The sequence below is a fragment of the Fictibacillus sp. 23RED33 genome (genome assembly GCF_015903925.1).
Classification (GTDB): Bacteria; Bacillota; Bacilli; order Bacillales; family Fictibacillaceae; genus Fictibacillus; species Fictibacillus phosphorivorans.
In genome coordinates this window covers 747,605-773,855 of sequence record NZ_JACZDX010000001.1, presented here as the reverse complement: position 1 = coordinate 773,855, position 26,251 = coordinate 747,605, and the positions used below count along the sequence as shown (strand labels likewise).

At 38.4% G+C, this 26,251-nt stretch carries 33 protein-coding genes and 1 pseudogene; 13 read left to right on the top strand and 21 right to left on the bottom strand.

What is annotated here, in order from left to right; translation table 11 throughout:
- The first annotated feature begins 137 nt into the window (after positions 1 to 137).
- Together IHV09_RS04140 and IHV09_RS04135 are read left to right on the top strand one after the other, a co-directional pair.
- Positions 138 to 1,613, top strand: coding sequence for a methyl-accepting chemotaxis protein (locus IHV09_RS04140; protein ID WP_197190396.1), 1,476 nt, complete (start codon positions 138 to 140; stop codon positions 1,611 to 1,613).
- A gap of 63 nt (positions 1,614 to 1,676) precedes the next feature.
- Positions 1,677 to 2,165, top strand: coding sequence for an NUDIX domain-containing protein (locus tag IHV09_RS04135; protein ID WP_197263692.1), 489 nt, complete (start codon positions 1,677 to 1,679; stop codon positions 2,163 to 2,165).
- A gap of 33 nt (positions 2,166 to 2,198) precedes the next feature.
- Here IHV09_RS04135 and IHV09_RS04130 read toward each other — a convergent pair whose 3' ends face one another.
- The gene (locus IHV09_RS04130; RefSeq protein WP_197264135.1) at positions 2,199 to 2,609 is read right to left on the bottom strand and encodes a hypothetical protein; all 411 of its coding nucleotides are present in this window, start codon (positions 2,607 to 2,609) and stop codon (positions 2,199 to 2,201) included.
- 335 nt (positions 2,610 to 2,944) lie between these two features.
- Positions 2,945 to 4,039, bottom strand: coding sequence for a hypothetical protein (locus IHV09_RS04125; protein ID WP_197263691.1), 1,095 nt, complete (start codon positions 4,037 to 4,039; stop codon positions 2,945 to 2,947).
- Between the two features lie 100 nt (positions 4,040 to 4,139).
- On the opposite strand from IHV09_RS04125, the gene IHV09_RS04120 reads away from it, so the two are divergent.
- The gene (locus IHV09_RS04120) at positions 4,140 to 4,475 is read left to right on the top strand and encodes a toprim domain-containing protein (protein ID WP_197127438.1); all 336 of its coding nucleotides are present in this window, start codon (positions 4,140 to 4,142) and stop codon (positions 4,473 to 4,475) included.
- A 102-nt stretch (positions 4,476 to 4,577) separates the two neighbouring features.
- On the opposite strand, the gene IHV09_RS04115 is transcribed toward IHV09_RS04120, so the two are convergent.
- The 3 genes from IHV09_RS04115 to IHV09_RS04105 form a co-directional block, all read right to left on the bottom strand.
- Entirely contained in the window at positions 4,578 to 4,952 is a 375-nt protein-coding gene (locus tag IHV09_RS04115) for a VOC family protein (RefSeq protein ID WP_197127437.1), read from the bottom strand.
- 17 nt (positions 4,953 to 4,969) lie between these two features.
- The gene (locus IHV09_RS04110) at positions 4,970 to 6,193 is read right to left on the bottom strand and encodes an MDR family MFS transporter (protein ID WP_197127436.1); all 1,224 of its coding nucleotides are present in this window, start codon (positions 6,191 to 6,193) and stop codon (positions 4,970 to 4,972) included.
- A 374-nt stretch (positions 6,194 to 6,567) separates the two neighbouring features.
- Positions 6,568 to 7,200: a DsbA family oxidoreductase gene (locus IHV09_RS04105; RefSeq protein WP_197263690.1), complete on the bottom strand. Its 633-nt coding sequence runs from the start codon at positions 7,198 to 7,200 to the stop codon at positions 6,568 to 6,570.
- A 369-nt stretch (positions 7,201 to 7,569) separates the two neighbouring features.
- On the opposite strand from IHV09_RS04105, the gene IHV09_RS04100 reads away from it, so the two are divergent.
- Both IHV09_RS04100 and IHV09_RS04095 read left to right on the top strand, forming a co-directional pair.
- A complete protein-coding gene (locus IHV09_RS04100) occupies positions 7,570 to 8,229 on the top strand; it encodes a deoxynucleoside kinase (protein WP_197264134.1) in 660 nt (219 codons plus the stop codon).
- A 48-nt stretch (positions 8,230 to 8,277) separates the two neighbouring features.
- The gene (locus IHV09_RS04095; RefSeq protein ID WP_197127434.1) at positions 8,278 to 8,496 is read left to right on the top strand and encodes a hypothetical protein; all 219 of its coding nucleotides are present in this window, start codon (positions 8,278 to 8,280) and stop codon (positions 8,494 to 8,496) included.
- Between the two features lie 22 nt (positions 8,497 to 8,518).
- Here IHV09_RS04095 and IHV09_RS04090 read toward each other — a convergent pair whose 3' ends face one another.
- From IHV09_RS04090 to IHV09_RS04070, 5 genes are all read right to left on the bottom strand, one after another.
- A complete protein-coding gene (locus IHV09_RS04090) occupies positions 8,519 to 8,866 on the bottom strand; it encodes a hydrolase (protein WP_197263689.1) in 348 nt (115 codons plus the stop codon).
- A 56-nt stretch (positions 8,867 to 8,922) separates the two neighbouring features.
- Complete coding sequence (locus tag IHV09_RS04085; protein ID WP_197263688.1) at positions 8,923 to 9,858, bottom strand: magnesium transporter CorA family protein; 936 nt, start codon at positions 9,856 to 9,858, stop codon at positions 8,923 to 8,925.
- Between the two features lie 85 nt (positions 9,859 to 9,943).
- Complete coding sequence (locus IHV09_RS04080) at positions 9,944 to 10,318, bottom strand: cupin domain-containing protein (RefSeq protein WP_197263687.1); 375 nt, start codon at positions 10,316 to 10,318, stop codon at positions 9,944 to 9,946.
- Positions 10,319 to 10,329: 11 nt separating this feature from the next.
- Positions 10,330 to 10,752, bottom strand: a complete 423-nt coding sequence (locus IHV09_RS04075) for a DUF1992 domain-containing protein (protein WP_197190402.1) — start codon at positions 10,750 to 10,752, stop codon at positions 10,330 to 10,332.
- Between the two features lie 221 nt (positions 10,753 to 10,973).
- Positions 10,974 to 11,930 (bottom strand): ABC transporter substrate-binding protein, encoded by a 957-nt coding sequence (locus IHV09_RS04070; protein ID WP_197263686.1) that lies wholly within the window; start codon positions 11,928 to 11,930, stop codon positions 10,974 to 10,976.
- A 184-nt stretch (positions 11,931 to 12,114) separates the two neighbouring features.
- On the opposite strand from IHV09_RS04070, the gene IHV09_RS04065 reads away from it, so the two are divergent.
- The 6 genes from IHV09_RS04065 (at position 12,115) to IHV09_RS04040 (ending at position 16,844) form a co-directional block, all read left to right on the top strand.
- Positions 12,115 to 13,125, top strand: coding sequence for a FecCD family ABC transporter permease (locus IHV09_RS04065; RefSeq protein ID WP_197263685.1), 1,011 nt, complete (start codon positions 12,115 to 12,117; stop codon positions 13,123 to 13,125).
- Positions 13,122 to 14,165, top strand: a complete 1,044-nt coding sequence (locus IHV09_RS04060) for a FecCD family ABC transporter permease (protein WP_197127427.1) — start codon at positions 13,122 to 13,124, stop codon at positions 14,163 to 14,165. Before IHV09_RS04065 ends, IHV09_RS04060 begins: the two co-directional genes overlap by 4 nt.
- 16 nt (positions 14,166 to 14,181) lie before the next feature.
- Complete coding sequence (locus IHV09_RS04055) at positions 14,182 to 15,000, top strand: ABC transporter ATP-binding protein (RefSeq protein WP_197127426.1); 819 nt, start codon at positions 14,182 to 14,184, stop codon at positions 14,998 to 15,000.
- Positions 14,975 to 15,733 carry an IucA/IucC family C-terminal-domain containing protein gene (locus IHV09_RS04050; protein WP_197127425.1) on the top strand — a complete coding sequence of 253 codons (759 nt, stop codon included), beginning with the start codon at positions 14,975 to 14,977 and terminating at the stop codon, positions 15,731 to 15,733. The genes IHV09_RS04055 and IHV09_RS04050 overlap by 26 nt, the downstream gene beginning before the upstream one ends.
- 88 nt (positions 15,734 to 15,821) lie before the next feature.
- Positions 15,822 to 16,106 carry a hypothetical protein gene (locus IHV09_RS04045; protein WP_197127424.1) on the top strand — a complete coding sequence of 95 codons (285 nt, stop codon included), beginning with the start codon at positions 15,822 to 15,824 and terminating at the stop codon, positions 16,104 to 16,106.
- 15 nt (positions 16,107 to 16,121) lie between these two features.
- Positions 16,122 to 16,844, top strand: a complete 723-nt coding sequence (locus IHV09_RS04040; protein ID WP_197263684.1) for a hypothetical protein — start codon at positions 16,122 to 16,124, stop codon at positions 16,842 to 16,844.
- A 37-nt stretch (positions 16,845 to 16,881) separates the two neighbouring features.
- On the opposite strand, the gene IHV09_RS04035 is transcribed toward IHV09_RS04040, so the two are convergent.
- The 3 genes and pseudogenes from IHV09_RS04035 to IHV09_RS04025 form a co-directional block, all read right to left on the bottom strand.
- On the bottom strand, positions 16,882 to 17,244 hold the full coding sequence (locus IHV09_RS04035; RefSeq protein WP_197127422.1) for a cupredoxin domain-containing protein: 363 nt from the start codon (positions 17,242 to 17,244) through the stop codon (positions 16,882 to 16,884).
- A gap of 116 nt (positions 17,245 to 17,360) precedes the next feature.
- Positions 17,361 to 17,678: pseudogene (locus IHV09_RS04030) on the bottom strand (redoxin domain-containing protein); the annotation flags it as partial.
- Between the two features lie 15 nt (positions 17,679 to 17,693).
- A complete protein-coding gene (locus IHV09_RS04025; RefSeq protein WP_197127421.1) occupies positions 17,694 to 17,876 on the bottom strand; it encodes a hypothetical protein in 183 nt (60 codons plus the stop codon).
- 125 nt (positions 17,877 to 18,001) lie between these two features.
- Between IHV09_RS04025 and IHV09_RS04020 the strand changes: the two genes are divergently transcribed.
- Positions 18,002 to 18,709 carry a thermonuclease family protein gene (locus IHV09_RS04020; RefSeq protein ID WP_231618119.1) on the top strand — a complete coding sequence of 236 codons (708 nt, stop codon included), beginning with the start codon at positions 18,002 to 18,004 and terminating at the stop codon, positions 18,707 to 18,709.
- Between the two features lie 46 nt (positions 18,710 to 18,755).
- On the opposite strand, the gene IHV09_RS22780 is transcribed toward IHV09_RS04020, so the two are convergent.
- The 6 genes from IHV09_RS22780 to IHV09_RS03990 all read right to left on the bottom strand — a co-directional run bounded on the left by IHV09_RS22780 (position 18,756) and on the right by IHV09_RS03990 (position 21,335).
- A complete protein-coding gene (locus IHV09_RS22780) occupies positions 18,756 to 19,037 on the bottom strand; it encodes an adhesin (RefSeq protein ID WP_197190408.1) in 282 nt (93 codons plus the stop codon).
- Positions 19,038 to 19,181: 144 nt separating this feature from the next.
- Complete coding sequence (locus tag IHV09_RS04010) at positions 19,182 to 19,376, bottom strand: hypothetical protein (RefSeq protein WP_197190409.1); 195 nt, start codon at positions 19,374 to 19,376, stop codon at positions 19,182 to 19,184.
- Positions 19,377 to 19,531: 155 nt separating this feature from the next.
- Positions 19,532 to 20,116, bottom strand: coding sequence for a DedA family protein (locus IHV09_RS04005; RefSeq protein ID WP_066392783.1), 585 nt, complete (start codon positions 20,114 to 20,116; stop codon positions 19,532 to 19,534).
- A 19-nt stretch (positions 20,117 to 20,135) separates the two neighbouring features.
- Positions 20,136 to 20,480, bottom strand: coding sequence for a fluoride efflux transporter FluC (locus IHV09_RS04000; RefSeq protein ID WP_197190410.1), 345 nt, complete (start codon positions 20,478 to 20,480; stop codon positions 20,136 to 20,138).
- Entirely contained in the window at positions 20,477 to 20,866 is a 390-nt protein-coding gene (gene crcB / locus IHV09_RS03995) for a fluoride efflux transporter CrcB (protein WP_197263682.1), read from the bottom strand. Before crcB ends, IHV09_RS04000 begins: the two co-directional genes overlap by 4 nt.
- 46 nt (positions 20,867 to 20,912) lie before the next feature.
- Entirely contained in the window at positions 20,913 to 21,335 is a 423-nt protein-coding gene (locus IHV09_RS03990) for a CBS domain-containing protein (RefSeq protein ID WP_191752712.1), read from the bottom strand.
- A gap of 248 nt (positions 21,336 to 21,583) precedes the next feature.
- On the opposite strand from IHV09_RS03990, the gene IHV09_RS03985 reads away from it, so the two are divergent.
- A complete protein-coding gene (locus tag IHV09_RS03985) occupies positions 21,584 to 22,567 on the top strand; it encodes a metal ABC transporter solute-binding protein, Zn/Mn family (protein ID WP_197263681.1) in 984 nt (327 codons plus the stop codon).
- A gap of 38 nt (positions 22,568 to 22,605) precedes the next feature.
- On the opposite strand, the gene IHV09_RS03980 is transcribed toward IHV09_RS03985, so the two are convergent.
- Both IHV09_RS03980 and IHV09_RS03975 read right to left on the bottom strand, forming a co-directional pair.
- Positions 22,606 to 24,429, bottom strand: coding sequence for an ABC transporter ATP-binding protein (locus IHV09_RS03980; protein ID WP_197263680.1), 1,824 nt, complete (start codon positions 24,427 to 24,429; stop codon positions 22,606 to 22,608).
- Positions 24,430 to 24,434: 5 nt separating this feature from the next.
- Positions 24,435 to 26,198, bottom strand: coding sequence for an ABC transporter ATP-binding protein (locus tag IHV09_RS03975; protein WP_197263679.1), 1,764 nt, complete (start codon positions 26,196 to 26,198; stop codon positions 24,435 to 24,437).
- Between the last annotated feature and the right edge of the window lie 53 nt (positions 26,199 to 26,251).

The following is a 26,251-nucleotide window of genomic DNA, read 5'->3' as shown; positions in this document are numbered from 1 at the left end:
CTCAAATTAAAAGTTTGATAGTAATGAACTATGTATCCAGACATATAAAACAAATTTTGGTAAACACCTTAAATGCTATGAGAATCCTGACGATATATAAACAGTACTTATACATTTTAAAACGGAGATGACGAAATTTGAATCCATCATTTGCCTCAAATTTACAAACGAATAAACTAGTTACAAAAATGCTGTGGGGTATGTATTTCCTTGGTCTAGCAAGTACTTTCGCTAGTACAAAAACCATAGACAGTGTCATGTTTTATGGTATAGCTGGACTAGTTATACTTCTCTCACTATCGATTTGGACGTACCGAAAATGGGCTCCATTCGCCGTTCAATATTTTGTTGTTATCGGCTTAACGATTCTGACGGTTATCATGGCGGACACGAACCCGAAGATTTCAACTTATCTTATGACCTATGTATGCTTGGCAGTTATCACGTTGTATCATAACTATCTTTCTATCTTACTATCGGGTATTAGTGGATTATTGTTAACTAATTTCTTCTTTTTTCAATATAAAGAAACGATGTTTGCCGGACAAGACCCTAAGATCATTATCTCATTAAACGTTTTCTTAACCGTAATTACTGCAGCTTTAGTAGCACAAGCGAGAATTGGTCAGCGTATGCATGAAAATATTAGAGATGCTGAAAAACAATCGGAAAATGATAGAGTTAAATTGGAACAGTTGTTGACTAAGATTAAGGATGCAACAGAAAATTTGCATCACTTTAGTCAATCGGTAAAGGAAAACGTAACCCGAACAGGTGAAATATCGAGCAACATTACTTTCGCCTTTACTGAAGTAGCAAAAGGTGTGGAATCTCAGGCTGTCAGTGTAGGTGGAATGAGTCAATCTGTCACAAGTACCAACGACGTAGCAAAAGGCCTTTTTCAACACTCCAGCGATATGAAAAAACTTTCAGAGCAAACAGCAACTGTTACAAAAGCAGGAGAAAACCAAGTATTAGAACTCTCTTCTAAGATGAAAGAAGTGAGCGAACTAATGCAGCAAACAAACACTCTTATGCATGAATTAAATCAGCAAAGTGAATCCATAGAAGGAATTTTAACGACAATTGAAGAAATTTCTTCTCAAACGAATCTGCTTGCATTGAATGCCGCAATTGAAGCAGCGCGTGCCGGGGATCAAGGTAGAGGATTTGCAGTTGTTGCAGACGAGGTTCGCCGCCTTGCTGAGGATTCTCAACATTCTACAAAGCAGATTGGAGCAATCTTAGGTGAAATCCGTAATAAAGCCAAACAAGCAGCTCAATTTGTAGATGGTTCGCAAGGTGTCGTCACATCCAGTCTTGAAGCGACTGAGAAGACTGCAAACAATTTTATTCAAATTTTAGTAAACACTGATCAAGTTGCAACACAGTCTTCTGAAGTACAAGAATTGATTAATCAATTGTATGAATCTACCGGATATATTGTAGGAGAAATTCATTCGGTTTCAGGAATCGCAGAAACATCTAGTGGTTCTGTGGAAGAGGTTCTCGCATCGGTAGAAGAGCAACATAGATGTGTAGAAGAAGTGGTAGAAAGTTTCAACAAGTTTGAAGCATTAACTTCAGAACTAAATGCACTCGTAAAGAAATAAAAACGATAAAATACCTTTTCATGTATATTGGAGAGGTATTTTTGTTATGGAAGGGTGTATAAGATGCATACACACAGAGGTATCTATTGTATCTCTTATAACGAAGCTGGAGAACTGCTCGTAATTGAAAAAAACGGAGGACCTTATAAAAATCGATTCGATCTTCCTGGAGGCACACCTATCGTTGGTGAAACTGAATACGACACGGTTATCCGTGAAGTATTAGAAGAGACGGGATTTGGTGTGAAGAAAGGAATTAAGATAGGCGAACGCTGTTACGAACTTCCATGGATCTATAAGCAATGGACCTACTCCCAGCATACAGCTGTATATTTTGAATGTATGCTAGATACTACTTCACAAGCCACTTTAGCAGATATTCCTGATCAAGACTCTAAAGGCACAAGATGGATACACCCTAATAATCTTAGAAGTGATTGGTGCTCTCCTCTTGTTTGGGAAGCAGCTCAATATATACTCACAAAACACATTTCCTCTGATATTAAAATATATGAAACATGGAGTGTTCTGAAAGAACCACTATACCCTTAGAATAAAAAAACAACCGCACAGAGGCGGTTGTTCTTAGTAACAATAAAATGAACTAATTTGGCGTGTATCCATGCCGAAATAGATCCATCTATTGCCGGTCCAACGGAATCCTGCAACCGATCTACGACCTGCAAAGGTAAGCCATGCCCAAAATCCTGGTCCCCATGTAGGCCAGATGTAGACATATTGGTACAAACAAGGTCTAATTGCTCCCGGATCAACTGCATAAACTCCTGGCTGACTTCCACCGCCTCCGCCTCCACCTTGCAAACTAAAACCTTGTGATTGAGATGGTGTAAACGTAGGAGGTGCTGATGTTGGTGCCATTCCACCGCCACCGTCGCCTCCTGGTGGTCCGCCTGGAGGTCCACCTGGTGGGCCAAACCCTTGCCCTCCACCTTGCCCGCCGCCTTGACCTGGAAAAGGTGGAAAACTTCTATTCATACTCAATACATTCAACTCCTATAAAATTGTATTCGGTTCATAATATTCATATCGTACTGAAACGTATAGACAAGTAACCCGTAAAAATTTAAAAGGATTGCTGCATGCTGATTTCGGGTATATTACATGAAACAACTATGATTTTTATAGGAGGATGAAAATGGGACGTATTAAAAAAGGCATTAAAGGAATGGCGGTTGCTTTTTTAATAAAACAAGGTAAGAAAAGGTTATTGCCTATTATTAAACGAAAGCTAAAAAGCAGATAATAACTAAAGAGCTCCTTTCCTAAGGAGTTCTTTTTGTTTAGGCACCCGTTCATTGAACAGATCAATTTCACCGCTTCATGTTCATAAACTCTTCTCTTAAGAAACGTACTTCAAACTCAATGAGTGATTCACCTGTTTCTTTCTCAAACATACGATAAAAATTTTGCTGCTTATTAAGTAATAACGATTTGATTTTAGCTTGATTTCCGTCTTTAACCAATTGGTCGAACGCATAGTAGCTCTGTCTGTATGGACGATGAGTAGATTTTCTTCGATTCTCATAAGCCCATTCATCGACTGAGTGCAGTCTTGTGAAGGGAATGAAGTTTAGAGGTACAAAGATAGGCACCTCTCTCACACTCTGTTTTCCTGCATATTCTGCAATCCCCTCTTCAAACCACCTAGGAAGATGCCGATTATCCAATTTATTTTCAAACAAGTAACTTACAATCCAATGATGTGTATATTCATGTCCCACCAACTCTAGAAATTTATCAGGATTCTTATCCATTTCGTCAGTAACAAGCAGATGAATTGTTTCTTGAGCAGGGACGTACAATGCTTGCAGATTTTCATAAGAATGAAATGGCAAATGTTGCTGAAAGATTAATGGGTTTCGATAGAGGATGAGCGTAACCGGAAGAGCTTGATGAACATCAATCCATTCATTGTGATAAGACTGCATTTTACGGATATGCCGAATTGCAGATCCTGCAAACTTCTCATCTTGCGGTTCATAAAAAACCGTAGCATTTCCCTCATTTACATTTTCTAAAGTTTTTAAGAAGGATACGCGCTCAAATATTCTATCCTTTTCTACTAAAATTGCTTCCAAATAAAATTGATTTTTTACTCTTGATGTTAACGAATTAGGCAAAGAAGTTTCGAGCGCATAGTTGCTTATAGATAAAAATACGGTAGCGAATGCAATAACAATAGTAATAATGAGGTTTGGCTGAATTCGTGCTTTAAGAAAAGTTGCTCTTCTTCCTTTAAGGATTTCTATGAATCGCATGCTGAATAAGAAAAAGCATACTAAAAGAAGAATCACTCCTACAAATAACCCCTCTATATCACTGAGCAGTAAAAACAATCCGTAAATCATCAAAAGTGAAAAGAAGCTAAGAAAAATATTTCTTATAAAAGATATTAGCTTCTTCAATCATTACACTTCCTTTGTCCAAATATTTTGTAGAAGTCGTACTATTATCGATATGCTCTCCATAAAATGATAATGAATCTTAGTTTTTACAGGAGGCGCTATGACCGGATACATTGTTGAAGGCAAAAGTGATCAACTGAGAGTACAAAGTGTTCATCCTCACGCCCATTTTGTCATATTAAATGGAATATCGTTTCGACATAAAGAACGAAGAGCGATTGAAGAAGCATTGATTCTTTGTGATGAAGTTTATGTATTAACTGACCCAGATGAACCCGGTGACAAAATAGCTTCAAAAATTATGGAAACCTATCCTGAGATCAAAAGGATTCATATCGATCCGAAGAAAGCACGGAATGTCAGAGAAAGTCGCTACAAGTATGGTGTTGAATATTGTTCAAACCAGTATTTAAAAGAAACACTGCCAGGTATTTAATTCCCATTCAAAGACTTCTTTACTGCTGTCTCATCACCTTCTACCTCGAAGTACTCTTTACAAAGAAATAAAAAAAGACTGCAATCCATGCAGTCTTCATTTCTATTTGCTCTCAAAAAATTCAAGTGATTCTTCGTCTGGTCCGTAAAAGAAGAAATATTTTCCGTTTGGAAGCTCTGTAATTTCTTTATCTTTCATGACTACGTCTTTTTTCTGCAACAACTCATACTGCTTTTCAATGTCATTGACAGAAAACGCAATGTGATGCACTTTCCCCTCATTCGTAACTGGCCCGGTATATCCAGCGATCAGCTCAACAAGCACTTTTCCGTCTACACCTAAGAATGCTAATTCAACGGGTACACTAGTATGATCAAAACGATCTAATAGATCTAAGCCAAGTACGTCGGTATAAAACTTGATTGAGTTCTCCATGTTAGAAACCATAATTCCCGTATGTTCAATTCCAGTAATCATTGTTGTTTTCCCCTTTCTTATGTTGAAGCAGATTGTTGTTCAAGAAGCGTTTTGCGAATGCCTTCTCCATATTGAAAGAACGGTAAGGAAAGTAAGGAGATAAGTGTAAGAATGCCAAACACATAAAATCCTTGTTCAAATCCAAACGTGCTTAACAGTAAACCACCAATCCAAGGTCCCGCGCTGAAGCCAATCGATCGAAAAGACATCGCCCCAAAATATGTACCTCTCATATGCTCAGGTGCTAAATCATCTAAAAGTACATCACTCATTACGAACACGATTATTTCTCCCACTGTAAGAAATATCATACTAATCACGAGAAAAATCCAATTCGTTGAAAGTCCGAATCCAAGCAAAGCTAGACTAAATGCAAAACTTCCAAATCGAAGTGCATTCATCGGCTGAAATCGTCTTACATAGTTAGTGACCGGAAACTGTAAAAGCAGCACAGTAATTGCATTTGTAACGACTAGGTAGGCAAATAGCTTAACACCATTTTCAAATTGAGGAGCATTCCCTATATATTGCGCTAGCGTAGTATCCATTTGTGACTGTGCCATCATAACAATTGTGTTGCCGATTAGAAAAAAAGCAAGCACTCTATCTCTTGAAAGAACACCAATGGCAGACTTGATGGAAAACTTCCTTTCTTCTCCACCTTTCAACTCAGTTGAGTAGCCTCTCAATGTGAATACAATCAATAATGCATACAATAAATATGCCACAGCCGTAATGTAGAAAGCTTGAGTTGAATTTGATGTACCAAGCTGTGTCCCTACAACCGGACCAATCGCAGCACCGACATTGATCGCAAAGTAACGAGCATTGAAAACATGAAGCCGGTTTTCCTTTGTCGTTACATCCGCAAGCAATGCTCTTGATATCGGTTCAAACCATGAGCGACAAAGCCCGTTTAGCATGTTCAATAAAAAGAAATGCCATACTAGATCGGCTACAGCAAACCCAACAAAGACGGCACTCCATGTAAATATAGCAACTGTCATCACAGGCAGTCTTCCTATACGATCGGATAGATAGCCTCCAAAGAAACCACCGAACGTGCCAGTTAAAGCACTTACTCCTATAATCAATCCAACCATTGCAGGATCGATTCCTTTTTCATTGTACAAATAAATGGCTAAGAATGGCATTGTCATAAAGAATGCCGCTCGTGTAAATAGTGTTCCAGCAACAATTACGATTACTGCTGGATGCCACTTTCTAAGTAAACCCCTCATCTCCATTCCTTCTCTCTTCTAATTCTGTTACCTACTCTATCATTTTTTTATAGTGATAGCGTAGAAAATATACATTTTTTGAAACTTTTCTATTTTTCCTTCGTCATATATAGGTGTACCCCCCTTTCCCGAAAAAAGCCCTCCCCTAATTAAGGGCTTTTTTCATTTTAAATAAATGCCCTTTAGTCCGTCAGCGCGACTTTGTCACAAAGTGATAACGTTTATCAAAAAAATCACATATTCGTCCATAATGAATTTGAGATTGATATATTATAGACATCCCTATCAACAACCCCCTTTTTTCATTGTTAAGAACGAAAGAGAGCGCTAAGAAGGACGACCTTCTAAGCGCTCTTTTTTCATTATTTTCACTTTCATTCACATTCGTCCCCATCACAAAATTCAAATTTCGCATCCCTAATAGCACCTCTTAATGCACGTTCGATATTTGCTTGAGGATGCAGGCCTTTTAATACTCGCTCACCAATAATAATGGTAGGAACAGCAGTGATGTTCAGATCTTCTACAGCTTCTTTTAAATACTTTTTTCTTTCTTGATTAAATTCACGGTTTTCCAAAGCGTATTGAAATGCGTTGCCATCGAGACCCACTTCTTCGGCGATCTTACGAAGTACGGTGATCTTTCCAATATCTTCACCCTTTTGATAAAAAGTTTTAAAAACAAGATGTGCATACTCTCTTTCCTTGTTGTATTCTTTGGCAAACAACAATCCTTCATGTGCGTAGAAAGTATGTGGTTGAGGTGACACATCTGGCAAAATCATATCAACACCCATTTTTTTTGATAAAGGCTGAACGGACTCCTGCCACGAACGCTGTAGATAATCTTCATCAGTTCGTAACGTTTCTTGCGGAAATGGTCTGAGTTCATATGGCATCCACTCAATTTCAACATCTTTACCTTCAGTTGCTTTTAATAGCGGCGTTTCAGCTAAGAAACAATATGGACACACAAAATCAGAATATACTTTTATATGAATGGTCATGTTTATATCCCCTTTAGTTAAACCTCAGTTCTGCTTTTTTATATGTTTTCACTTTTGAAGCTTATGATATTTACATAATGATCATAGTTCAAGCAATAAGTCTTAATCTCCACCGCTCTTTAAAATCTCATATCATCCTTCAGCAGTACGTATTCGTGTTTGATCAGAAAATCCCCCATTAAGTCTTATTTCTTAATGAAACAACCTCTGTTCACCTTTTGTATTACATGATATATTTAGAAAGGCTTTATTACTTACATACCATATATTGATTTTTGAACTTATGAATACATACGTTTTACACTAGTCCCGCATCACTGATTTCAGAGCAGATGATGCACCATTTTAGGAGGATATACCGTGATTTTAATGGCAGGTATGATCGGTACAGGCAAGTCTACATATGCTGAATTTTTGAGCGAGCAGCTTGGGAGTTCTATCTTTTATGAAAGCGTCGTTGACAATCCTATTTTACCCGATTATTACAAAAACCCGAAGCGCTGGGCTTTCCCGCTTCAAATTTATTTTTTGAACACACGTTTTAAGACCATCCGAGAAGCTCGTACAAGTCCAGATAACGTTCTTGATCGTAGCCTTTATGAAGATTTAATTTTTGCCGAACTGAATTTTGATTCCGGAAACATGACACAGCTTGAATTTGACACGTATAAAGATTTACTTGAAACGATGATGAACGAGATCGACAAAACGCCAAAATCACGTCCTGATTTACTCATCTATTTGGATAGTGATATTGAGACTGTTTTAAGTCGTATCCGTCAAAGAGGTCGTTCATACGAACAAGTTGATGAGAACCCAGAACTTTTGGCATATTATCGAACACTTCATGCTAAATACAAAGAATGGATTAAAGCCTACGATAAAACGCCTGTATTGATGATTGAGAGTGATCAGTACAACATTTTTGATACAAATGATCAGGATAAGATTCTTACACTTGTAAAGAATGAACTGGCACGACTGGATTCATTGAAGCAACCTTCTTTTCTTATGCATGAAAGCCTATAAAACCACAAACACTATTAGGACAAACAAGGTTTAAGGAGTGAACACAAATTGTTTACATTGTTCTTTATTTTGTTATCTGTCCTTGTAGCTGCAGTAGGTCTCTGGTGGACGATGAAAATCGCAAAAAAACAAAAAATGTATACGGAAGATGAAGTAAATCCTGCTGTATCAAGACATACTGCATTGTTGAATCCTGTATTTATTGCACTCGCCGGCTTCACACTCGTGATTGGCCTCATCATCTACATTGCCTATTTTGTCTATTAAGAACTTAAAGACCAAAAGACATTTAGTCTTTTGGTCTTTTTTCTAAATCTTGTGGTTTCTCAGGATTCCAAAAACTCATACTTTCAATAAATTGTCTTGTTTCCACTTGACCGAGATCATGAATCATCTGATACGCTTCTCTTAGTTTTTCATCATACCTGTCGTTGTCTGAGTCGTTTGAATAAGGTACGTATGGTAAATGTGACCTCACAAAAGTATCATTTGCCGTACTGTCCAGCTCACTAAACTTTCTTTCAAGATGTCTTACGTCTTCATCAGAAGCAGAAATTTCAAACTGAAAAGTAGAAGCAGTTTTGATTGGAAGGATCTCACCAGTTTCAACATTAATATAATACGGTCTTTTTTCCATTCTTCACGTCCTCCTTTTTTCTTTATTTTCCTCAGCTCATACATTTTTATGTAAAATCACCACCATCTTTTCTTTCTAAAATAGCTCATGATCATGATAGCGAGAGCTAAACAAAGAGTTAACACGTAGAAATAACCATATCGCCATTTAAGTTCAGGTATATATTCAAAATTCATTCCGTAAAGACCAGCAATAAATGTGAGAGGTATGAATACCGCACTAACCAAGGTCAAAGTTTTCATGATTCTATTCATGTGATCGGACTTCAAAGACATTTGGAGATCTAGAATACCTTTTAAATTTTCTTTAAAACTGTCAAAAGCAGCAGTTACCCTTGAAAATGAGGATAGCAAATCCTTAAAGTAAAAACCTGACTCTTCATTTGCATATTCAAAGTCATCATGTCCCATTTTCTGAATGATGCTCTCTTCAGCTTCAACATATTGTCTAAGCTTGTGCAAACGAGTCTTCCAGCGGTAGACATCTCGCCCGATCTCACGTTTCTGCGGATCGATAAACACACTTTTTTCAAGCTCTAAAAACTCATCCGAAAGTTGATCTACTACTTCTAGATAAGAACTTACAATATCCTTCATCAGATAGTACAACATATAACTAACATGCTTCATGTGCTCGGGATTGCTAGTGAAATCATTAACAAGTTGTTCCCTAAAAGATATTTCATGTTCACTCATGACAATTAAATAGTTCTTACCGATTAATAGGTTAAGCCTTATTGGTTCATAATTTTCTGTTCCTAAATAAAACGTTGAAACAACAGCGTGATTTGCATAGACATTCAATTGTGGATGTTCCGAAAAATTCATAAAAGCATGCTTGGCTAACGGATGAAGATCAAGCTGCTCTAATATTTCGTCTTGATTCATTTCTTCAGGAGATTGATAAAACATCCAAATCGTTTCTTCTTCTTTTGGCATTACAAAGTGTTCAATGCGTACCGATTGATTCGTGGTCTCTTTATACATTAACATCTCATGACTCCTGGGCTTTTTCTTCTATCTTTCCCATAAGATGAGATTCACATGACAAAAAAATAACCCTTTATCCAATTAGAGGTTAAAGGGTCACTGTACTAATACTTTTTACTTTTTTCACTACAACTCTATCTCCTTGCGCAGGTGGCTGAGAAGTTAAAAGAAACTCAACAGGCAAACTTGTCTCGTTACGAACTTGATGGGTTGTTCCTGCCGGAATAGCTATTCCTTGATGCGCGGTAAGTGTAATTTCTTCTCCATCTTTTTCGATCAACAATTCTCCGTCTAACACAAAGAAGAATTGATGTGAAAACACATGATAATGTCTCACCTCAGCTGTTTGAGGGGGCATTCTTTCTTGTATGATGCTTAGGTTATCTTGCTTTAGAAGGTGCCAGCCATCACATGCATCTCCCCATTGATAATGTTCAGCATTTAATGTACTTTTCTTTGACATACACCCTCCAATTATTTCTTCAAAACGTCCTCCAGATTTATCTTCATCCTTTGTGCACTAGGCGGACAAGTTAAATTATACTGAAAGACTTTTTGGTTAATGGTCTCTACTGTCTTTTTGATGTTAAATTCTACTGTGTACGTTTTTAGTTCCTCTTTTAGTACGTCTATCTCCTGACCAAGTTTCACCCAATTCGGGAGAATGTTATTATCTTTCATTACTTTATGAAGGCGCTTTTCAGGATTATAAGCAAGATCTTCATCAAGCTGGAGTGGCTTCCCTAATCCATCTAAATTATCGAATGCACCTTCTTTACGTGCACGGTTAACGATGGCTGTGATGTGATCTTCGTAAAACCAAGCATTTGTTTGCTCGTCTTTCATTAAGATCTCACGTTGCTGCAGTTCCTTTTCAAGCGACGTTTTCTTTTCCATCACACAAACCTCCAGGAATAAATTTTGTCTACACTTATACTTTATGTTTTTTATCCCTTTTCCCTTGGAAAACTTATGGCAGATTTATTGCGAATTTGTGTACAAATTAAGAACGCCTTTCGTCCTGGTTATCTTCATCCATGCTCAATTTTTAGGAAAAACTGGAGTTGACTTGAAGAAGAAAAAAGGAAGCGACTGCTCGCTCCCTCTCTATTACACACTTATTTTTTTAAGAAATACTTCTCCAGATCATCTAACATCAAGTTTGCAGCCTTTACTCCACCAGCTGTATTCCAGATTGCATCACTTACTTTGTAAGCTTTATCTGCTTTAACAACATCAAGGTTTTTCCAAAGCGGGTTACCTGTCCATTCTTTTTCTGTATCAGTCGCTTTTCCATCTCCAGCTTCGTACGTAAAGTAGAACAGAATGTCACCATTCATATCAGGAATACGTTCTTGTGTTACTTCTGCCATAAAATCATCCTTGTTCTGATCACCAGGACGTGCAAATCCAACTTGATCAAGAATTACACCAGAGAAAGAATCTTTGTGATAGATACGAGATGTTCCAGGCAAGAAACGAACCACTGAAACTTCTGTTTTTAATTGATCCGCTGCCTTTTTCTTCATATCCTCAATACGCTTGTCGAATGCAGCTAGAACTTCTTTTCCTTTTTCTTCTTTATTTAATGCTTTTGCATATAGTTCGAAGTTGATCTTCCAATCACCACGAAGCTCTTCTGAAAATACAGTTGGTGCAATTTTGTTTAGTTCGTCATATTGTTTCTCTTGACGCTGTTTGTTTCCGATGATTAAGTCAGGCTTTAAAGCTGCGATCTTCTCAACGTTCACAGCACTTTCGTCACCTACTACTTCAACGCCATCCATGTCACTCTTAATATGATCATACCAAGGATCACCTAACCAAGATTTAACAGCTCCAACTGGTTTTACCCCAAGAGCTAGTACTGCTTCAGTACCTTCGTTTGTTAAGACAACCACTCTCTTGTTTTCCTTAACTTCTGTTGTCCCCATTGCATGTTCTACTTTATAGCTCTCAGAAGATCCTTCTGATATTTCTTCTTTTTCTTTATCTTTCCCGCCGCATGCTGCCAATGCAAGCATTAACGTTAACACCGCTGCGAGCGCAAGCCATTTGTATGTAATTTTTTTCATTCTATTTTCTCTCCCCTTTTTATAATGTAAATGATAATGAGAATCAATTACAATTCGTATCATAATATGTTATGAATACGTTGTCAACAACTAAATGATAATGATTTTCAAAGTCATTGACAGAAACCTACTTTACTTTTAAACTGATAAATGAGAATAACTTTCATTAATAAAAGAGGCTCTAATGAACGGAATATTATACGGAAATAAATTGAAGACTGCCGGGCTTATCGTTGGCATACTAATCGCGCTCATTATTATGGTCTTGAGTGTTGTGCTGGGTTATACGAACACTTCACTAAAACAAGCTATTGAAGCGTATACGGCTTTTAACGGTTCGAACGAACATTTAATTATTCAACTATCTCGAGTCCCGCGTTCACTTGTAGGTATGGCTGTTGGAATCTCTTTAGGGATCGCCGGCGTTCTCATGCAAGCGCTCACTCGAAATCCAATTGCATCTCCGGATATATTTGGTGTTAATGCCGGTGCTGGATTCTTTATTGTTTTTGGCGTTACTTTCCTAGGAGTATCATCCATACAACAATTTATGTGGATCGGTTTCTTAGGAGCTGCAGTTGCTGCAGGATTGGCTTATGCATTAGGTTCTTCTGGCCAAGGTGGACTTACACCTGTTAAATTGACACTTGCTGGAGCTGTTATGGCCGCTCTTTTTGCATCACTCACGCAAGGTATGCTCGTTACCAATGAAAAAGCACTAGATGAGGTTCTATTCTGGTTAGCTGGTTCAGTAGAAGGAAGAAAACTTTCTATGCTAGTCGCCGTCTTACCTGCACTTGTTATCGCTTGGGTGATTTCCCTCTTATTATCAAGGCAGTTAAATGCCTTTGCGCTTGGAGAGGACGTAGCCATCAGTTTAGGTCAAAAAACAGTAGTTTTTAAACTAGCAGCCGCTCTCATGGTTATCATACTAGCTGGAGGATCAGTTGCAATTGCTGGCCCTATCAGTTTCATAGGAATTGTTGTTCCTCATTTTGCTAGGTATCTTGTAGGAAATGATCACCGCTGGATTGTGCCATACTCTGCTATTATAGGTGGCATTATGCTCGTCGTTGCAGATATTGGCGCACGTTATATCATCATGCCTGAAGAAGCACCTGTTGGAGTTGTAACAGCCCTGATCGGTACACCCTTCTTCATCTATATTGTTCGAAAAGGAATTTTTCAAAAATGAGAAAGTACTGGGTCTTACAGCGTAAATCATTTTCTTTTTTAATTGATAAAAAAACGACTGTTAGCATAATTGCCTTAACACTAGCAGCAATAGCTGCCATGCTAATAAGTATCGGTGTCGGTGATATGTATATCGCACCGTGGGATGTGTTCAATGCATTAATCGGAACAGGGCTAGATATTAACCAGCTCATCATTACTGAATTTAGGCTGCCGAGGGTATTAGTCGCATTTATTGCAGGAGCCTCACTCGCTCTTTCGGGTGCTATCTTGCAAGGTATTATTCGTAACCCACTAGCCTCTCCCGATATGATCGGAATAACAGGTGGTGCAGGTTTTGCTGCAGTTGCCTTTCTAACGATGTTCAGTGATGATTCAAACAACCTTTTATTAAGTATTAATTATTTACCACTGTTTGCTTTTGGTGGCGCTACTATCGTTGCTTTCTTAATTTATGCATTAGCTTGGAAAGACGGAGTTACACCTATTCGTCTCATATTAATAGGAATCGGGCTCATGGCTTTATTACAGGCTTTAACAACGCTCATGATGCTTATGGGACCAATCTATAGAGCGAGTCAGGCCACAATATGGCTTACTGGAACGGTGTACGGTACTTCCTGGAACGAAGTAAAAGCATTGCTGCCTTGGTTTATTGGATTGATTCCAATCTTAGTACTTCTCGTCCGCCGTTTGAACATTCAAGGATTCGGTGATGACCTTACAAAAGGGGCAGGAATCTCCGTTCATCGTGAACGTTTCTTACTTTTAATGGTCTGTACAGCTCTTGCAGGTTCAGCAGTCGCGTTTGCAGGGGCGATGGGGTTTGTTGGTCTTATCGGACCACATATCGCTAGAAGAATTTCAGGATCATCGTTCGGCGGCTTGTTTCCAGCTTCAGCTTTGATCGGGGGTATCATGGTCGTATTGGCAGACCTTGCCGGACGTACCTTATTCTCACCTTTAGAAGTACCCGCCGGTGTTTTTACAGCGGCGATCGGTGCTCCTTACTTTATCTATCTTTTATTTAAAAACCAATAACAGGAGTGGATGACAGATGGCTGTAATAACAACCTCTAACCTAACATTAGCTTATGGAAAAGAACCGATTATCGACGAGTTGAACCTACAGATTCCTAAAGGTAAGATTACCGTCTTGATCGGAAGCAATGGTTGTGGAAAATCCACTCTGTTACGTTCTATGGCAAGACTCTTAAACCCTAAAGGTGGTCATGTATTGCTAAACGGTAAAGACGTTGCGAAACGTTCTACAAAACAAGTAGCAAAAGAACTAGCAATCTTGCCGCAAGGACCAATTGCTCCTGAAGGATTAACTGTACTGCAGCTCGTTAAACAAGGACGATTTCCTTATCAATCATGGCTGCAGCAATGGTCACGAGAAGATGAAGAAGCCGTAATGAACGCACTTGATGCTACAAACCTTCTTCCTTTTATGGAAACACCAGTCGATTCACTTTCAGGCGGTCAGCGTCAACGAGCGTGGATCGCTATGACATTAGCGCAAGGAACAGAAACCATTCTTTTAGATGAACCTACTACTTACTTAGACATGACACATCAAATTGAGATTCTCGACCTGCTTTTTGAGTTAAATGAAAAAGAAAAGCGAACAATAGTTATGGTGCTTCATGATCTAAATCTTGCTTGCCGGTATGCTCATCATATTGTAGCGATTCAAGATAAAACCGTCTACGCACAGGGTGCACCTGAAGAAATTATGAACGAACAATTAGTAGAAGATGTATTTCAGATGGCGAGTTCTGTGATTCCTGATCCAGTTTTCGGCACACCAATGTGTATTCCATATGGAAAGGGGCGAGTCGTTCGACATGTCAATACTCCTCAGTACGCCTAAGTCAAACGGTTGGACAGCAGAAGAAAAAAAGCATATCAGTTCGAACTATCGCTTCTCTTTTCAAGCGCCGTATGAGAATGAAGTTGTCGTTTCTGCCGAACAACTGTTGAGCTCTGATAATCTGCTTCAATTTTTGGATCAAACAGGACCTCGTATCGGTTCAAACAAACGCCCTGTAACAGCGTCTCTATTCTTTAAACGCTATGCGTATTGCAGTTTAACTTCCTGTTTATATGGGATGACCATCCTGAACAAGTCATTTGATATGAACATAAAAAATGTCTATCTTATCGATCACAACTCTGACAGCATGTGGCTTCCATCATTCACACTGAAAGATGCATCTGCTCGCATTGCTGACGAAAATAGAGCAGATTGGCGATCTTCAGTTATTGAAACACTTTTTAAAGAGAACATGTCAGTCATGTTGAATCATATCGCAAGCACTGCACGCATTTCAAAAGCAACTCTTTGGGAGAACGCGTGGATCTACATACGCTGGGTTTATGAAACGTGGTTAAATGAAGAACATCCAGCAGAAGTTATGAAAAGAATCCAAGAAGATTATGCATTCTTTATGGAAGCTCATGCTTTTCATTTTGGGTTAACGAAAAACCCTTTCCATCGCTTTGCAGCTCCTATTGGCTGCGGACCTACTAAGACCCGTAAGACTTGCTGCCTTTATTACAAAACAGATAACGGGACTTGCTGTTCTACATGTCCAAAGCGATAAAATCGAGACTTTCTGTCCTCGATTTTTTGTTTTTTCTTTATCAATTACGGGTAATTTAGTATAGATAGATTGATTGGAGGCGATTGTATTGATGTGGTTATGGATTTTCTTAGCTATATGCGCAGCTGCAGCTCTATTCATTTTAATTCCAGGAATTAAGGCAATGAAGGAGTCAATGAGTACCGTTCAACAAATGAAGAGCACTGGTGACAGCATTACCGCTCGTATGAACGATGTAAAAACACAGCAGCAACTTCTTCAAGAAAAGAAAGATTACTTAAGATATGACATCTACCAAAAGAAAAATAGTTTTTCAGCAGTTAAAGAAGGATTCACAGATTTAAAAGATACCTTTAAGAAAATAAAAAACTAAAGGAATATGATAACCATGCGGATTACCACTTTTGTAATGGCTGCGATCGAACAGCCTGGTGATGAAACATTGAGTGAATTGTACGAGGAAGAATTGCCCTCTTATGAAATCTCAAAAAAAGGGTTGTACACCCTATATTCCTTGGAGTCTGGTGAACGGTTAATTAAGGACGAAAACGATACGTGGTATGTGTGTGCTTCTTTCGAAAGAAAAACGTTTCACGAGATCAAATATGGCAGACAGCTCTTTCCACCGCCTTACACGGATATTCCCATTGAACAACTACCTTTTGTAGAGTTGCTGCAGCGATATAAATGGACCCCGTTAAACGCGCATTACGATAAAGCGCTATGTCATGTCGTCGCCGTAGTAGATGACATTGATTCCGTGCCTCTAGAATTCCAATCAAGATTGGCACACGCTGATGGTGATGATGATCCACAAGTGGCACACTCTCTTCATTACATAGAATCTAAGCTGAACGGTAAGCGCACACGTTTCATTTCAGGATGGGAGTCCCATTCTTTTGCAACGATAACGGAAAGTCACGAATTTGCTCAAAATATACTTATTCCTACTTCTTCTTGGCTCTATCTTTTGTATTATGAACATTTTCGCCATCATAGAGGTGCGATTCCTTCAGACCAGATGATGCCAAGATTATTAGGTAATCTGTGGGCTTCTACAGGAAATGAAGTTCCTTACAATAAGGCGCTTCTGCAGATTAAAAAGATATAATAAAAGCCTCTAGCTTTTATAGCTAGAGGCTGATTATTTATTTTACAACTAGTTTTGATACCATATCTGCATGACCGTTTCCACAAGGAACGCTGCATCGTAATGTATATTCACCAGGCTTTAAATTTACGACATCAGAAGAACCACCTGTTACGTTCACGTCTTCTCCCTCAATCATGACCGCGTGGTTACCATCAACGTTTTCTAGTTTAAGAGCTACGTCTTTATTTGCTGGTATCTCATACTCTTTTTTATCGAATTTAAAATTAGTAGCTTCAATTGTAATCGTTTCTTCCGCATTCTTAGTGCTTTTTTCTTTGTCTTTTCCTCCACCGCAAGCTGCCAGTATGCCAATAGCAAGAACTGCGATCGCTGCAAGCCAAAAAGATTTTTTAAGCATGGAAAATCCCTCCTAGAGTGTTTCTACTATCATTATAACCCCATTTTATAACAACTAGTATGGAGAAACTGTGACAGATAACGAATCCCGAAAAAAATAGTCCGTTGGTTGCCGGACTATTTCTCTAACTTCTTATATTTTTCATGAATCTGTTTAGAAGTTTGTTCGATCTCTTCTCCCCAATGGTCGTTCACCTCTGTAACGATAACCTTTCCTTCCTTATCGATCAGTGCGTATCCACGTTTAGCTACACTGTCCCCTTTCATATCTAAATGGTCAATGAGCTTAAATTCCGGATCAGATAAAAACGGAAAAGCAGGTTTCATCTCTTTGTGAAGGAAAGACAGATGCTCAACCGTATCAGAGCTTACCGCATAGATATTTACATCCATATCTTTAAATTTACCTATATTTTCATTCAGCTGAACCAGCTGCTTTTGGCAGAGACCTCAGCCAGCTGTAGTAAATAAAAAGATGAGTGATGGTTTGTCAGATGGGAAAACAACTACAGGTTCACTGTTTTGGTTCTCTAGCTTTGCTTCTTTTAATTTTGAATCGTTTCCACATCCCGCTGCAACAAGCATTAAAATAGTTACTACACACATACTGAGATTTCTATATATCTTTTTCAAGTGAATCCCCTTTCTTACGTTTCAAAAGAATGATTTATGGTAATCTATAATCTCTACGACCTATCATTTATTATAATAGTAAATGGTAAAGCATATTCAATCAATTAAATATGAAGGATGTTTATATGTTAAAAAAGAAATTGCTAGTCTCTATTATTAGTATCGTGTTCCTTATGTCTGGCTGTAGTTATTTGACTTCTAACGATGAACAACGAATTCCTGTAAAAGTTGAAAAGGTTGTTGACGGAGATACGATAAAAGTTCGAGTTGATGGTAAGTTAGAAACGGTTCGCTTTCTGCTCGTTGATACACCAGAAAGTGTTCATCCTTCTAAACCCGTACAGCCTTTTAGCAAAGAAGCTAGTAAACACACAGAAAATATGCTAGTAGAAGCTGATGTTCAGTTAGAGCTTGGAATAGGAGAACGAGATAAGTACGGTCGTCTTCTCGCTTATGTCTATGCAGATGGACAAAGCGTTCAAGAAAGCCTGCTAAAGAAAGGATTCGCACGTGTAGCCTATGTGTTCGAGCCGAATACGAAGTATGTAGATCAGTACGAAAGTATTCAAAAGCAAGCCCAGAAAGAAGGTGTTGGTATTTGGAGCTTAGAGAACTATGTTCAAGAAGAAGGTTATGTTTCAGATAATGAAGAAGAGAAACCACAACACAAATCACAAAATGAAGATTGTACGATAAAAGGTAACATCAGCTCTTCTGGAGATAAAATTTATCATCTGGAGAGTGGCCGTTATTATAAAGTGACAAAGCCCGAATTATGGTTTTGCACAGAAAAAGAAGCGATGGATTCGGGATTTAGAAAATCTAAACAATAATAAAAACCGCTGATGACTTTTAAAAAGTCATCAGCGGTTTGATTTGTTAACAACAATCGTCCTGTCCAAGCATCACGAGACCTGATCCATATTTAGAATCTTCAAAGTCTAATTTTAATGCAGAAGTCTGCTCTTTGATCCTTGGATCAAACGCTACACGAATCCCGTTTATCTCTTCGATAATGTCAGAGTTTTCCGGCTCATCCAGAGCCAGGCCAAGCTTAGGACCTCCTCAGCCCATTCCTGAAAAGTAAACTCTTATTCCATTGGCGTTGTTCATTTCAAGCACTTCTTCTATATACTTCTTTGCGCTTAATGTTATATCCATAACCATCACCTCTTACAAGAAGTATAACGCAGAAGTGAGGTCATCGTCTAAGAAAGGGCTTGATCCATTCCACATATAAGGCAAATGCAATGGTGGTATAATGTGTCCACTGTAGATGTACAAAATTAGTGAAAGTGTAATTGTCTAGGGTCTGTCCCCCCCTCGCAGTTGTTTTAGCACTTGTTCAATGTCTCCAGGAGTGAATCCACAGATCTCCATCGCTTCAGTCACTTTCGCAGCGATATTTTCTTTCCCTTGGTGTTCTTTAATGCGCAGAAGCAACTCATTAACTTTAGCTGCATTGTATGTTTCATGATAATTCTTAATAAATGTATCCATCTCAATTCCTCCCCTTTCGTTTTATATTGCGGTAGCCATATATATGTTGTGTACAACTCTCGTTAGAATTTGTCTATACGTTATTTGAAGAATAATAAAAAAGCCCGGTACATAAATACCGGGCCATTACGTGTAGGACAATATGACAGCGATGATTATTTCTTCTTTACTTTATAAAGAATAAACAAAAAGATGACAACAACAGCTATGATCATGATTCCGCGTGTATAAGGAGCTGCAATCGTTTTAATATCCTCCCAGTTAGAACCAAGACGGCTGCCTAATTCAATAAAGAAAATTGACCATGGAATAACAGCTAATGTTGTGAACAACGTAAACTTCGCGAATGACATTTTTGCGATTCCCGCTGGGATGCTGATAGCATGTCTCACAACCGGAATAAATCGTGCAAAAAAGATGACACCTGTTCCATATTTATTGAACCATCTTTCAGACAAGTCGATCTGCTTCTTTGAGATTAGGACATACTTTCCATACTTCTCAAGAAACGGACGGCCACCGTAATATCCCATCCAATACAAAAAGAGCTGTGCAAGCGTTCCTCCGATCGTTCCAGCAATAACACTCAGCGTGAAGTTTAAGTGCCCCTGTGACACCATATACCCTCCATAAGACAAAACCAGCTCACTCGGGATCACTTCGACCATCAAACCAAGTGCGATCCCAAGATGTCCTAAACTCATAATCCATTCTAATAAAGAAATTACTAAATCTTTCATTATATCTCCTTTAATATTTTCATTTTATGCCGATAACAAAGCCTGTCCAAGCTGCTAGTAGTCCTAATATATATGTAAGGAACAAATACGTTAGACCTCTTTTAGCATTACTCTTTAATATAGTAACTGCTTCAAATTGCAAGGTGGAAAAAGTGGTGAGAGCTCCCAAAAAACCAGTAGCATACAGTGAACTCAATAGACCGTCTACTTCATCTGCCACATACCACCCTAACAGAAGCGATCCAGCGACGTTAACAGCCAACGTTCCCCATGGGAAACCTCTATTTATCCGTTGACTAATTAAAAAACGAACAACTGCACCTACGGCCCCACCTGCTGCTACGGCTATTGTTTGTGCGATCATTGTTCTTCACCTGCTTTGCCATAGTAAATAGAACCTAACTTCATTCCCAAGTAGATAGCGATAACACCTGTAACAGCACTTGCTGAAAAATATAACAATGCCATTGTATACAGCTGATCCTCAACCAGTAATAATATTTCTGTGTTGAAAGTAGAGAATGTTGTAAAAGAACCGATTAAACCAGTCTGTAGAGCTACTATTAAATGGTTGTTGTTTATACGTTTCACACCAAAAACAACAAACCAGCCTAGAATAAAACTGCCGATTACGTTAACCAAAAAAGTAGAAAATGGAAAAGACCCCTGTGGGTGGAAAAGAAGCAGACCGCACCAAAAACGCAGCAGTGCTCCAACTATCCCTCCAAGCGCGACTGCAAGTATTTTCACCTAAAATAATCCTCCTATATGTACAAAAAGATTAAGACATTCAGCCTTAATCTTTCGTAACTTCTTTATTCCAGATTAAATTTGCACAATACTTGATAATATCCCGTCTTCTAATAATTCCAATAAAATGGCCGTCATCATCTGTAACGGGTATAAAATTTTGGTCGGTAGACAAAGTAATAAGATCTTCCATGTTAGAGTTGATGGAAACAGAGATATTATTTATCCGCTGAGGTACATTCACTAACTTTGTCTTTAATACGTCATCATACCCTTTGTCAAAGGCTTCTCTAAGTTTCCATAACAGATCGCCTTCCGTTAACGTTCCTATGTAACGACCTTCTTCTGAGACGAGAGGCACAGAGGTGTACTTGTGGTAAGATAACTTTTCAAGTGCCTGTCTCATCGTTGCTTCTGGGTTCAAATACTTCACTTCATCTTTAGGCAACAAATAAAAAGCAATATTCATGTTAGTACGCGCTCTCCTTTTTAAGCCTGATTCACGCTTATTAAAACGCTTAGTTAAAAAACATCTTCTTTATTATACCAAAAACGACTTCTATCTGCTTGTAAAATCACTACCCTTTAGAGTTTTCGTTTTAGACTATATATTTCACATCTAGTAAAAAATCTTCCAATACAAGAAATAATATTTTACAAATCGTAATGATTACGTTTATAATGAGTAAGGATTGTTTGAAAGGAGAGAAAGCTAAAATGCGAACGATAAGCTTATTAAGCGTAACGATAATGTTAATTCTATCAGCTGCATGCGGTAATAATAGCACATCTGATCAAAAAGAGGGTACATTGAAGATCTATACCACCATGTATCCATTAGAATATTTCACTGAAAGAATTGGAGGGAAACATGTAGAAGTATCTTCTATTATACCTCCTGGTGCTGATGCACACACGTATGAACCTTCTACAAAAAAGATGGTCGAAATGACTGAAGGTGATGCTTTCGTTTATAACAAACTTGAGTCTGATGAATTCTCATCTTCCGTTGCAGATACATTGAAAGAAGAAGATATGCCTATCATTGATGGTGCAAAAGGAATATCCTATCACGAATCTGCAGAACATGAAGGCGAAGAGCATGCTCATGAAGAGGAAGAACACGCTCATGAAGAAGAAAATCATGCTCATGAGGAAGAAGGACATCATGAGCATGGTTCTTTAGATCCTCATATTTGGCTTGATCCTGTTCTCGCACAGCGGATTGCAGATAATATTTATAACGGACTCGTAAAATTAAATCCTGATGCAAAAGCTGAATTTAAAAAGAATCATAAAGCACTAGTTGCTGATTTAGAGAAATTGGATTCAACATTTAAAACAAAAGTGGAAGAAGCACCAAAGAATTCGTTCATCGTATCTCATGCTGCATACGGATATTGGGCAGAACGCTACGGCCTTGAACAAATAGCAATCAGCGGTCTCTCACCTTCACATGAACCTAGTCAGCATCAGATCGAAGAAATTATTGAAAACGCAAAAAAAGAAAAGACCAGCTATATTTTATATGAAGAGAACGTAAATAATAAAGTAGCTGCAATGATCAAAAAAGAAGTCGGTGCAGAAACCCTGACTCTTCATAACTTAGAGACATTAACGAAAGACGACATTAAAAAAGAGCGAGATTACCTATCTATCATGAACCAAAACATTGATACACTTTCAAAAGCATTACAATAAACAAAAACGCCTAGGAAAAAAATTTCCCAGGCGTTTTTTTATATCGCATCAAGCATCTTAAACTGAGATACGACAAGGTGATAATAAATGCCTTCTGCATGCATAAGCTCTGCATGACTTCCTTGCTCCATAATCTCACCGTGATCGAGAACGACGATATTATCTGCCTCTCTGATCGTAGAAAGTCGATGTGCAATGATGATCGCTGTTCTTCCCTTTAAAAGCGTCTTTAAGGCTTGTTGTATCTTTTGTTCAGATTCGGTATCGATACTTGCCGTTGCTTCATCCAGAATCAGAATATTAGGATCTGCAAGAAGTGCTCTTGCAAATGAAAGTAGCTGTCTTTCACCAACTGATAAAACATTTCCTCTTTCCTCTACTTCTGTTTCATAGCCATTCGACAGTCTCTCGATAAATGCATGTGCTCCAACTGCTTTTGCAGCATTCTTAACATCTTCATCGGAAGCATCAGGTCTCCCAAAGCGAATATTCTCTTTAATCGTTCCTGAAAAGATAAAAGTATCTTGAAGAACGACACTTACTTTTTCACGAAGACTCGCTAGATTGACGTCTTTCAAATCTTTTCCATCAATCTGTACCGTACCCGATGTCGGATCATAAAATCTGCTGATTAAGTTAGCGATTGTCGTCTTACCTGACCCTGTATGGCCGACCAGTGCGACGGTCTGACCCCCTTGTATCGTTAGATCGATGCCTTTTAATGCTTTTCGATCAGCATTATAGGAGAATTCAACGTCCTTAAACTGAATTTCCCCATTAATTTTTGAAAACGAAAAAGCATTTTCTTTTTCGTGAACATTCGGTTTTTCATCTAAAAATTCAAAGATTCTTTCAGATGAAGCCATTCCTACTAAAAGCTGATTGTAAACTTGCCCAAGTCGAGAGATCGGCTCCCAAAACATACCAAGATAAAAAGCAAACGTAACAAATACCCCAATTTCAAGTGCCTCACCTTGTATCAAGTAGGAACCAAACCACAATAGAATCGCTGTTCCAATCGCATTAGACATTTCAACAAACGGTCTGAACAATGCATTCTGTTGTGTCGCCGTTTTCCAGCTATCATATGTTTCATTGTTAACTCCATTAAAAAAGCTCATGTTCTCTTTTTCTTGAGTGTACGATTTAGTCACTCGTATCCCCTGTATGCTTTCATTCAGGTGTGAATTGAGCTTAGCTTGTTTAATACGTACAACTTGCCAAGAGCGTCTGATCTTCTTTCGTAAACTTGTCGAGATGAAGAACATAAGAGGCAAGATCACCATGATCGCTAGCGTTAGCTCTGGGCTGTAGATGAACATGATGACGATGATACCAAACAGAAGGATGATATCCATCAATACGTTGATAACACCGTTCGTGAACAAATCTTGTAAAGAGTTCACGTCATTAATGATGCGAACAAGAATAGATCCTGCAGAGCGCTGATCAAAAAAGCGATGTGACAGGCGCTGAATATGCTTGAACAGATGCTGACGTATGTCGTAGATCACATATTGCCCAAGATAGTTCATCCATTTTATCCGTAACGTATTCGCACCCCAGGATAAGAGGTAGAGGCCCCCGATCGCAATGATTAATTTCACAAGAAGGTTCGTATCTTTGTTCTTGATCGCATGATCAAATGTTAGAACACCTATAAAAATAGGTACGACAAGTCTTACTGCAGTCGAAACCATCATCGCGATGATCGCTTTTGGCAACAAGTTCTTGCTGTAAGGCTTCATGTATTGAAACAACCGAATAATCTGTCCCCAGTTGAACGGTTTATCGATCACTTGTTCAGAAGAATATTTAAAACGAGGCGAATTCTTCGTTTTTAATTCCTTTGAATGCTGCATCCTCCTTATACCCCCTGCCCGTTCATTTGAAAGACTTTATCTTTATCTTGATACTGAATATCATAAATTCTTCGATAAGCTCCTGATTCTTGCTGTATCAGCTCTTCATGTGTACCTCGTTCGATTACCTTGCCTTTTGATAGGACAAGTATCTCATCAGCATGTTTTAAAGAAGAGATACGATGAGCAATAATGAATGTTGTACGGTCGCTCATCACTTCTTTTAAAGCCTTTTGTATCCTGAATTCTGTCTCCATATCTACAGCACTCGTCGCATCATCAAGTATTAAGATTGTTGGATCGATAAGGATCGCTCTTGCTATTGAGATCCTTTGTTTTTGGCCACCAGATAGTCCTAGTCCTCTTTCTCCTAATATCGTATCGTAACCATCAGGAAGCTCCATTATAAATTCATGTGCTTGAGCTCGTTTTGCTGCATCGATAATATCATCCATGTCTGCATATGGATTACCGTAAGAGATGTTATCTTTTATCGTTGACGAAAACAAAAAGGACTCCTGAAGAACGGTACCAATATTTTTCCTGATCGTTCTTAACGAATAATCTTCGAGTGGTTTACCATCTATTAAGATGGTTCCTGATTCAGGATTGTAAAACCTCGATAGTAGTTGGGTAATGGATGTTTTCCCAGAACCCGTAGCACCGATCAATCCAATCGTCTGACCAGGTTTTGCTGTAAAAGAAATATCTTTGAGTGCTTCTTTTTTCTCGTTTTTATAACGATGTGTAACATTTTCGAACGTCACTTCTCCGTGAAAGCGAACCATTTCAAGTTCGCGATCTTTCCCTTCCATCTCAAGAGGTTCGTCTAACACTTCCAACAAACGCTCTCCTGATGCTTTTGATTGAGAGAAAGTGTTCATGATAAACCCAAGATTCATAATGGGTCCCATGATATACCAAACAAGACTAAAGAACGCCACGAGCTCTCCAGCTGTCAGGTTCCCTTGAATAACAAGATAGCCACCATAAGCAAGCAGTAAAACGACCGACAGATTTCCGATCAATTCCATTACCGGAAAGTACTTAGCCCAAATATGAGACGTGTTTAAGTACTGAGACTTATAATCTTCATTAGACGTATCAAACTTATTAATCTCAAAATCTTCACGTGATAACGATTTAACAGTGTTGATTCCGCTAATATTCTCCTGAACCTTCGTATTGAGATTCGCCATAGATTTCCGAATCCCCCGGAAAGCCGGATGAACTTCTTTATCAAACTTGTAAACAACGAGTGCGAGGAAAGGCATCATGCACAGTGTAATGAGTGCTAATGGAACTGAATAGAAGAACATTACGGAGAGACTAAAACCTATGATTAAAACAAAATTTATTAGCTGTGAGAAGCCAAAAGAAAGAAAAAAACGAAAACCTTCAACATCAGCAGTTAACCTCGACATTAAATCTCCAGTCTTTGCATTATCATAATAATCGAATGGCAGAAACTGCAGCTTTTCGTATAAAGATTCACGAAGTTCATAAACAGAACGAATACCGAACAGATCTCCATAAAACTGATGAGTGTATGTAGCTGCCCCTTTTATTACCATCAGAAGTACAAAGCCTAATGCAACATATGGGACGGTTGAATATTCCCCTTTAATAATGATTTCATCGATGGTAAATTGTAAGACCATCGGATAAACAACTGTAATTCCTGACACTAGAATCAATGTCAAGATCGACCAATAAAAGTACTTTTTATACGGCCAATAAAAATCTTTTAATCTCTTAAATGTATCCACCCTATCACCTACCCCCTTCTGAAAATTAAAAGACAATATACATCATATAACAG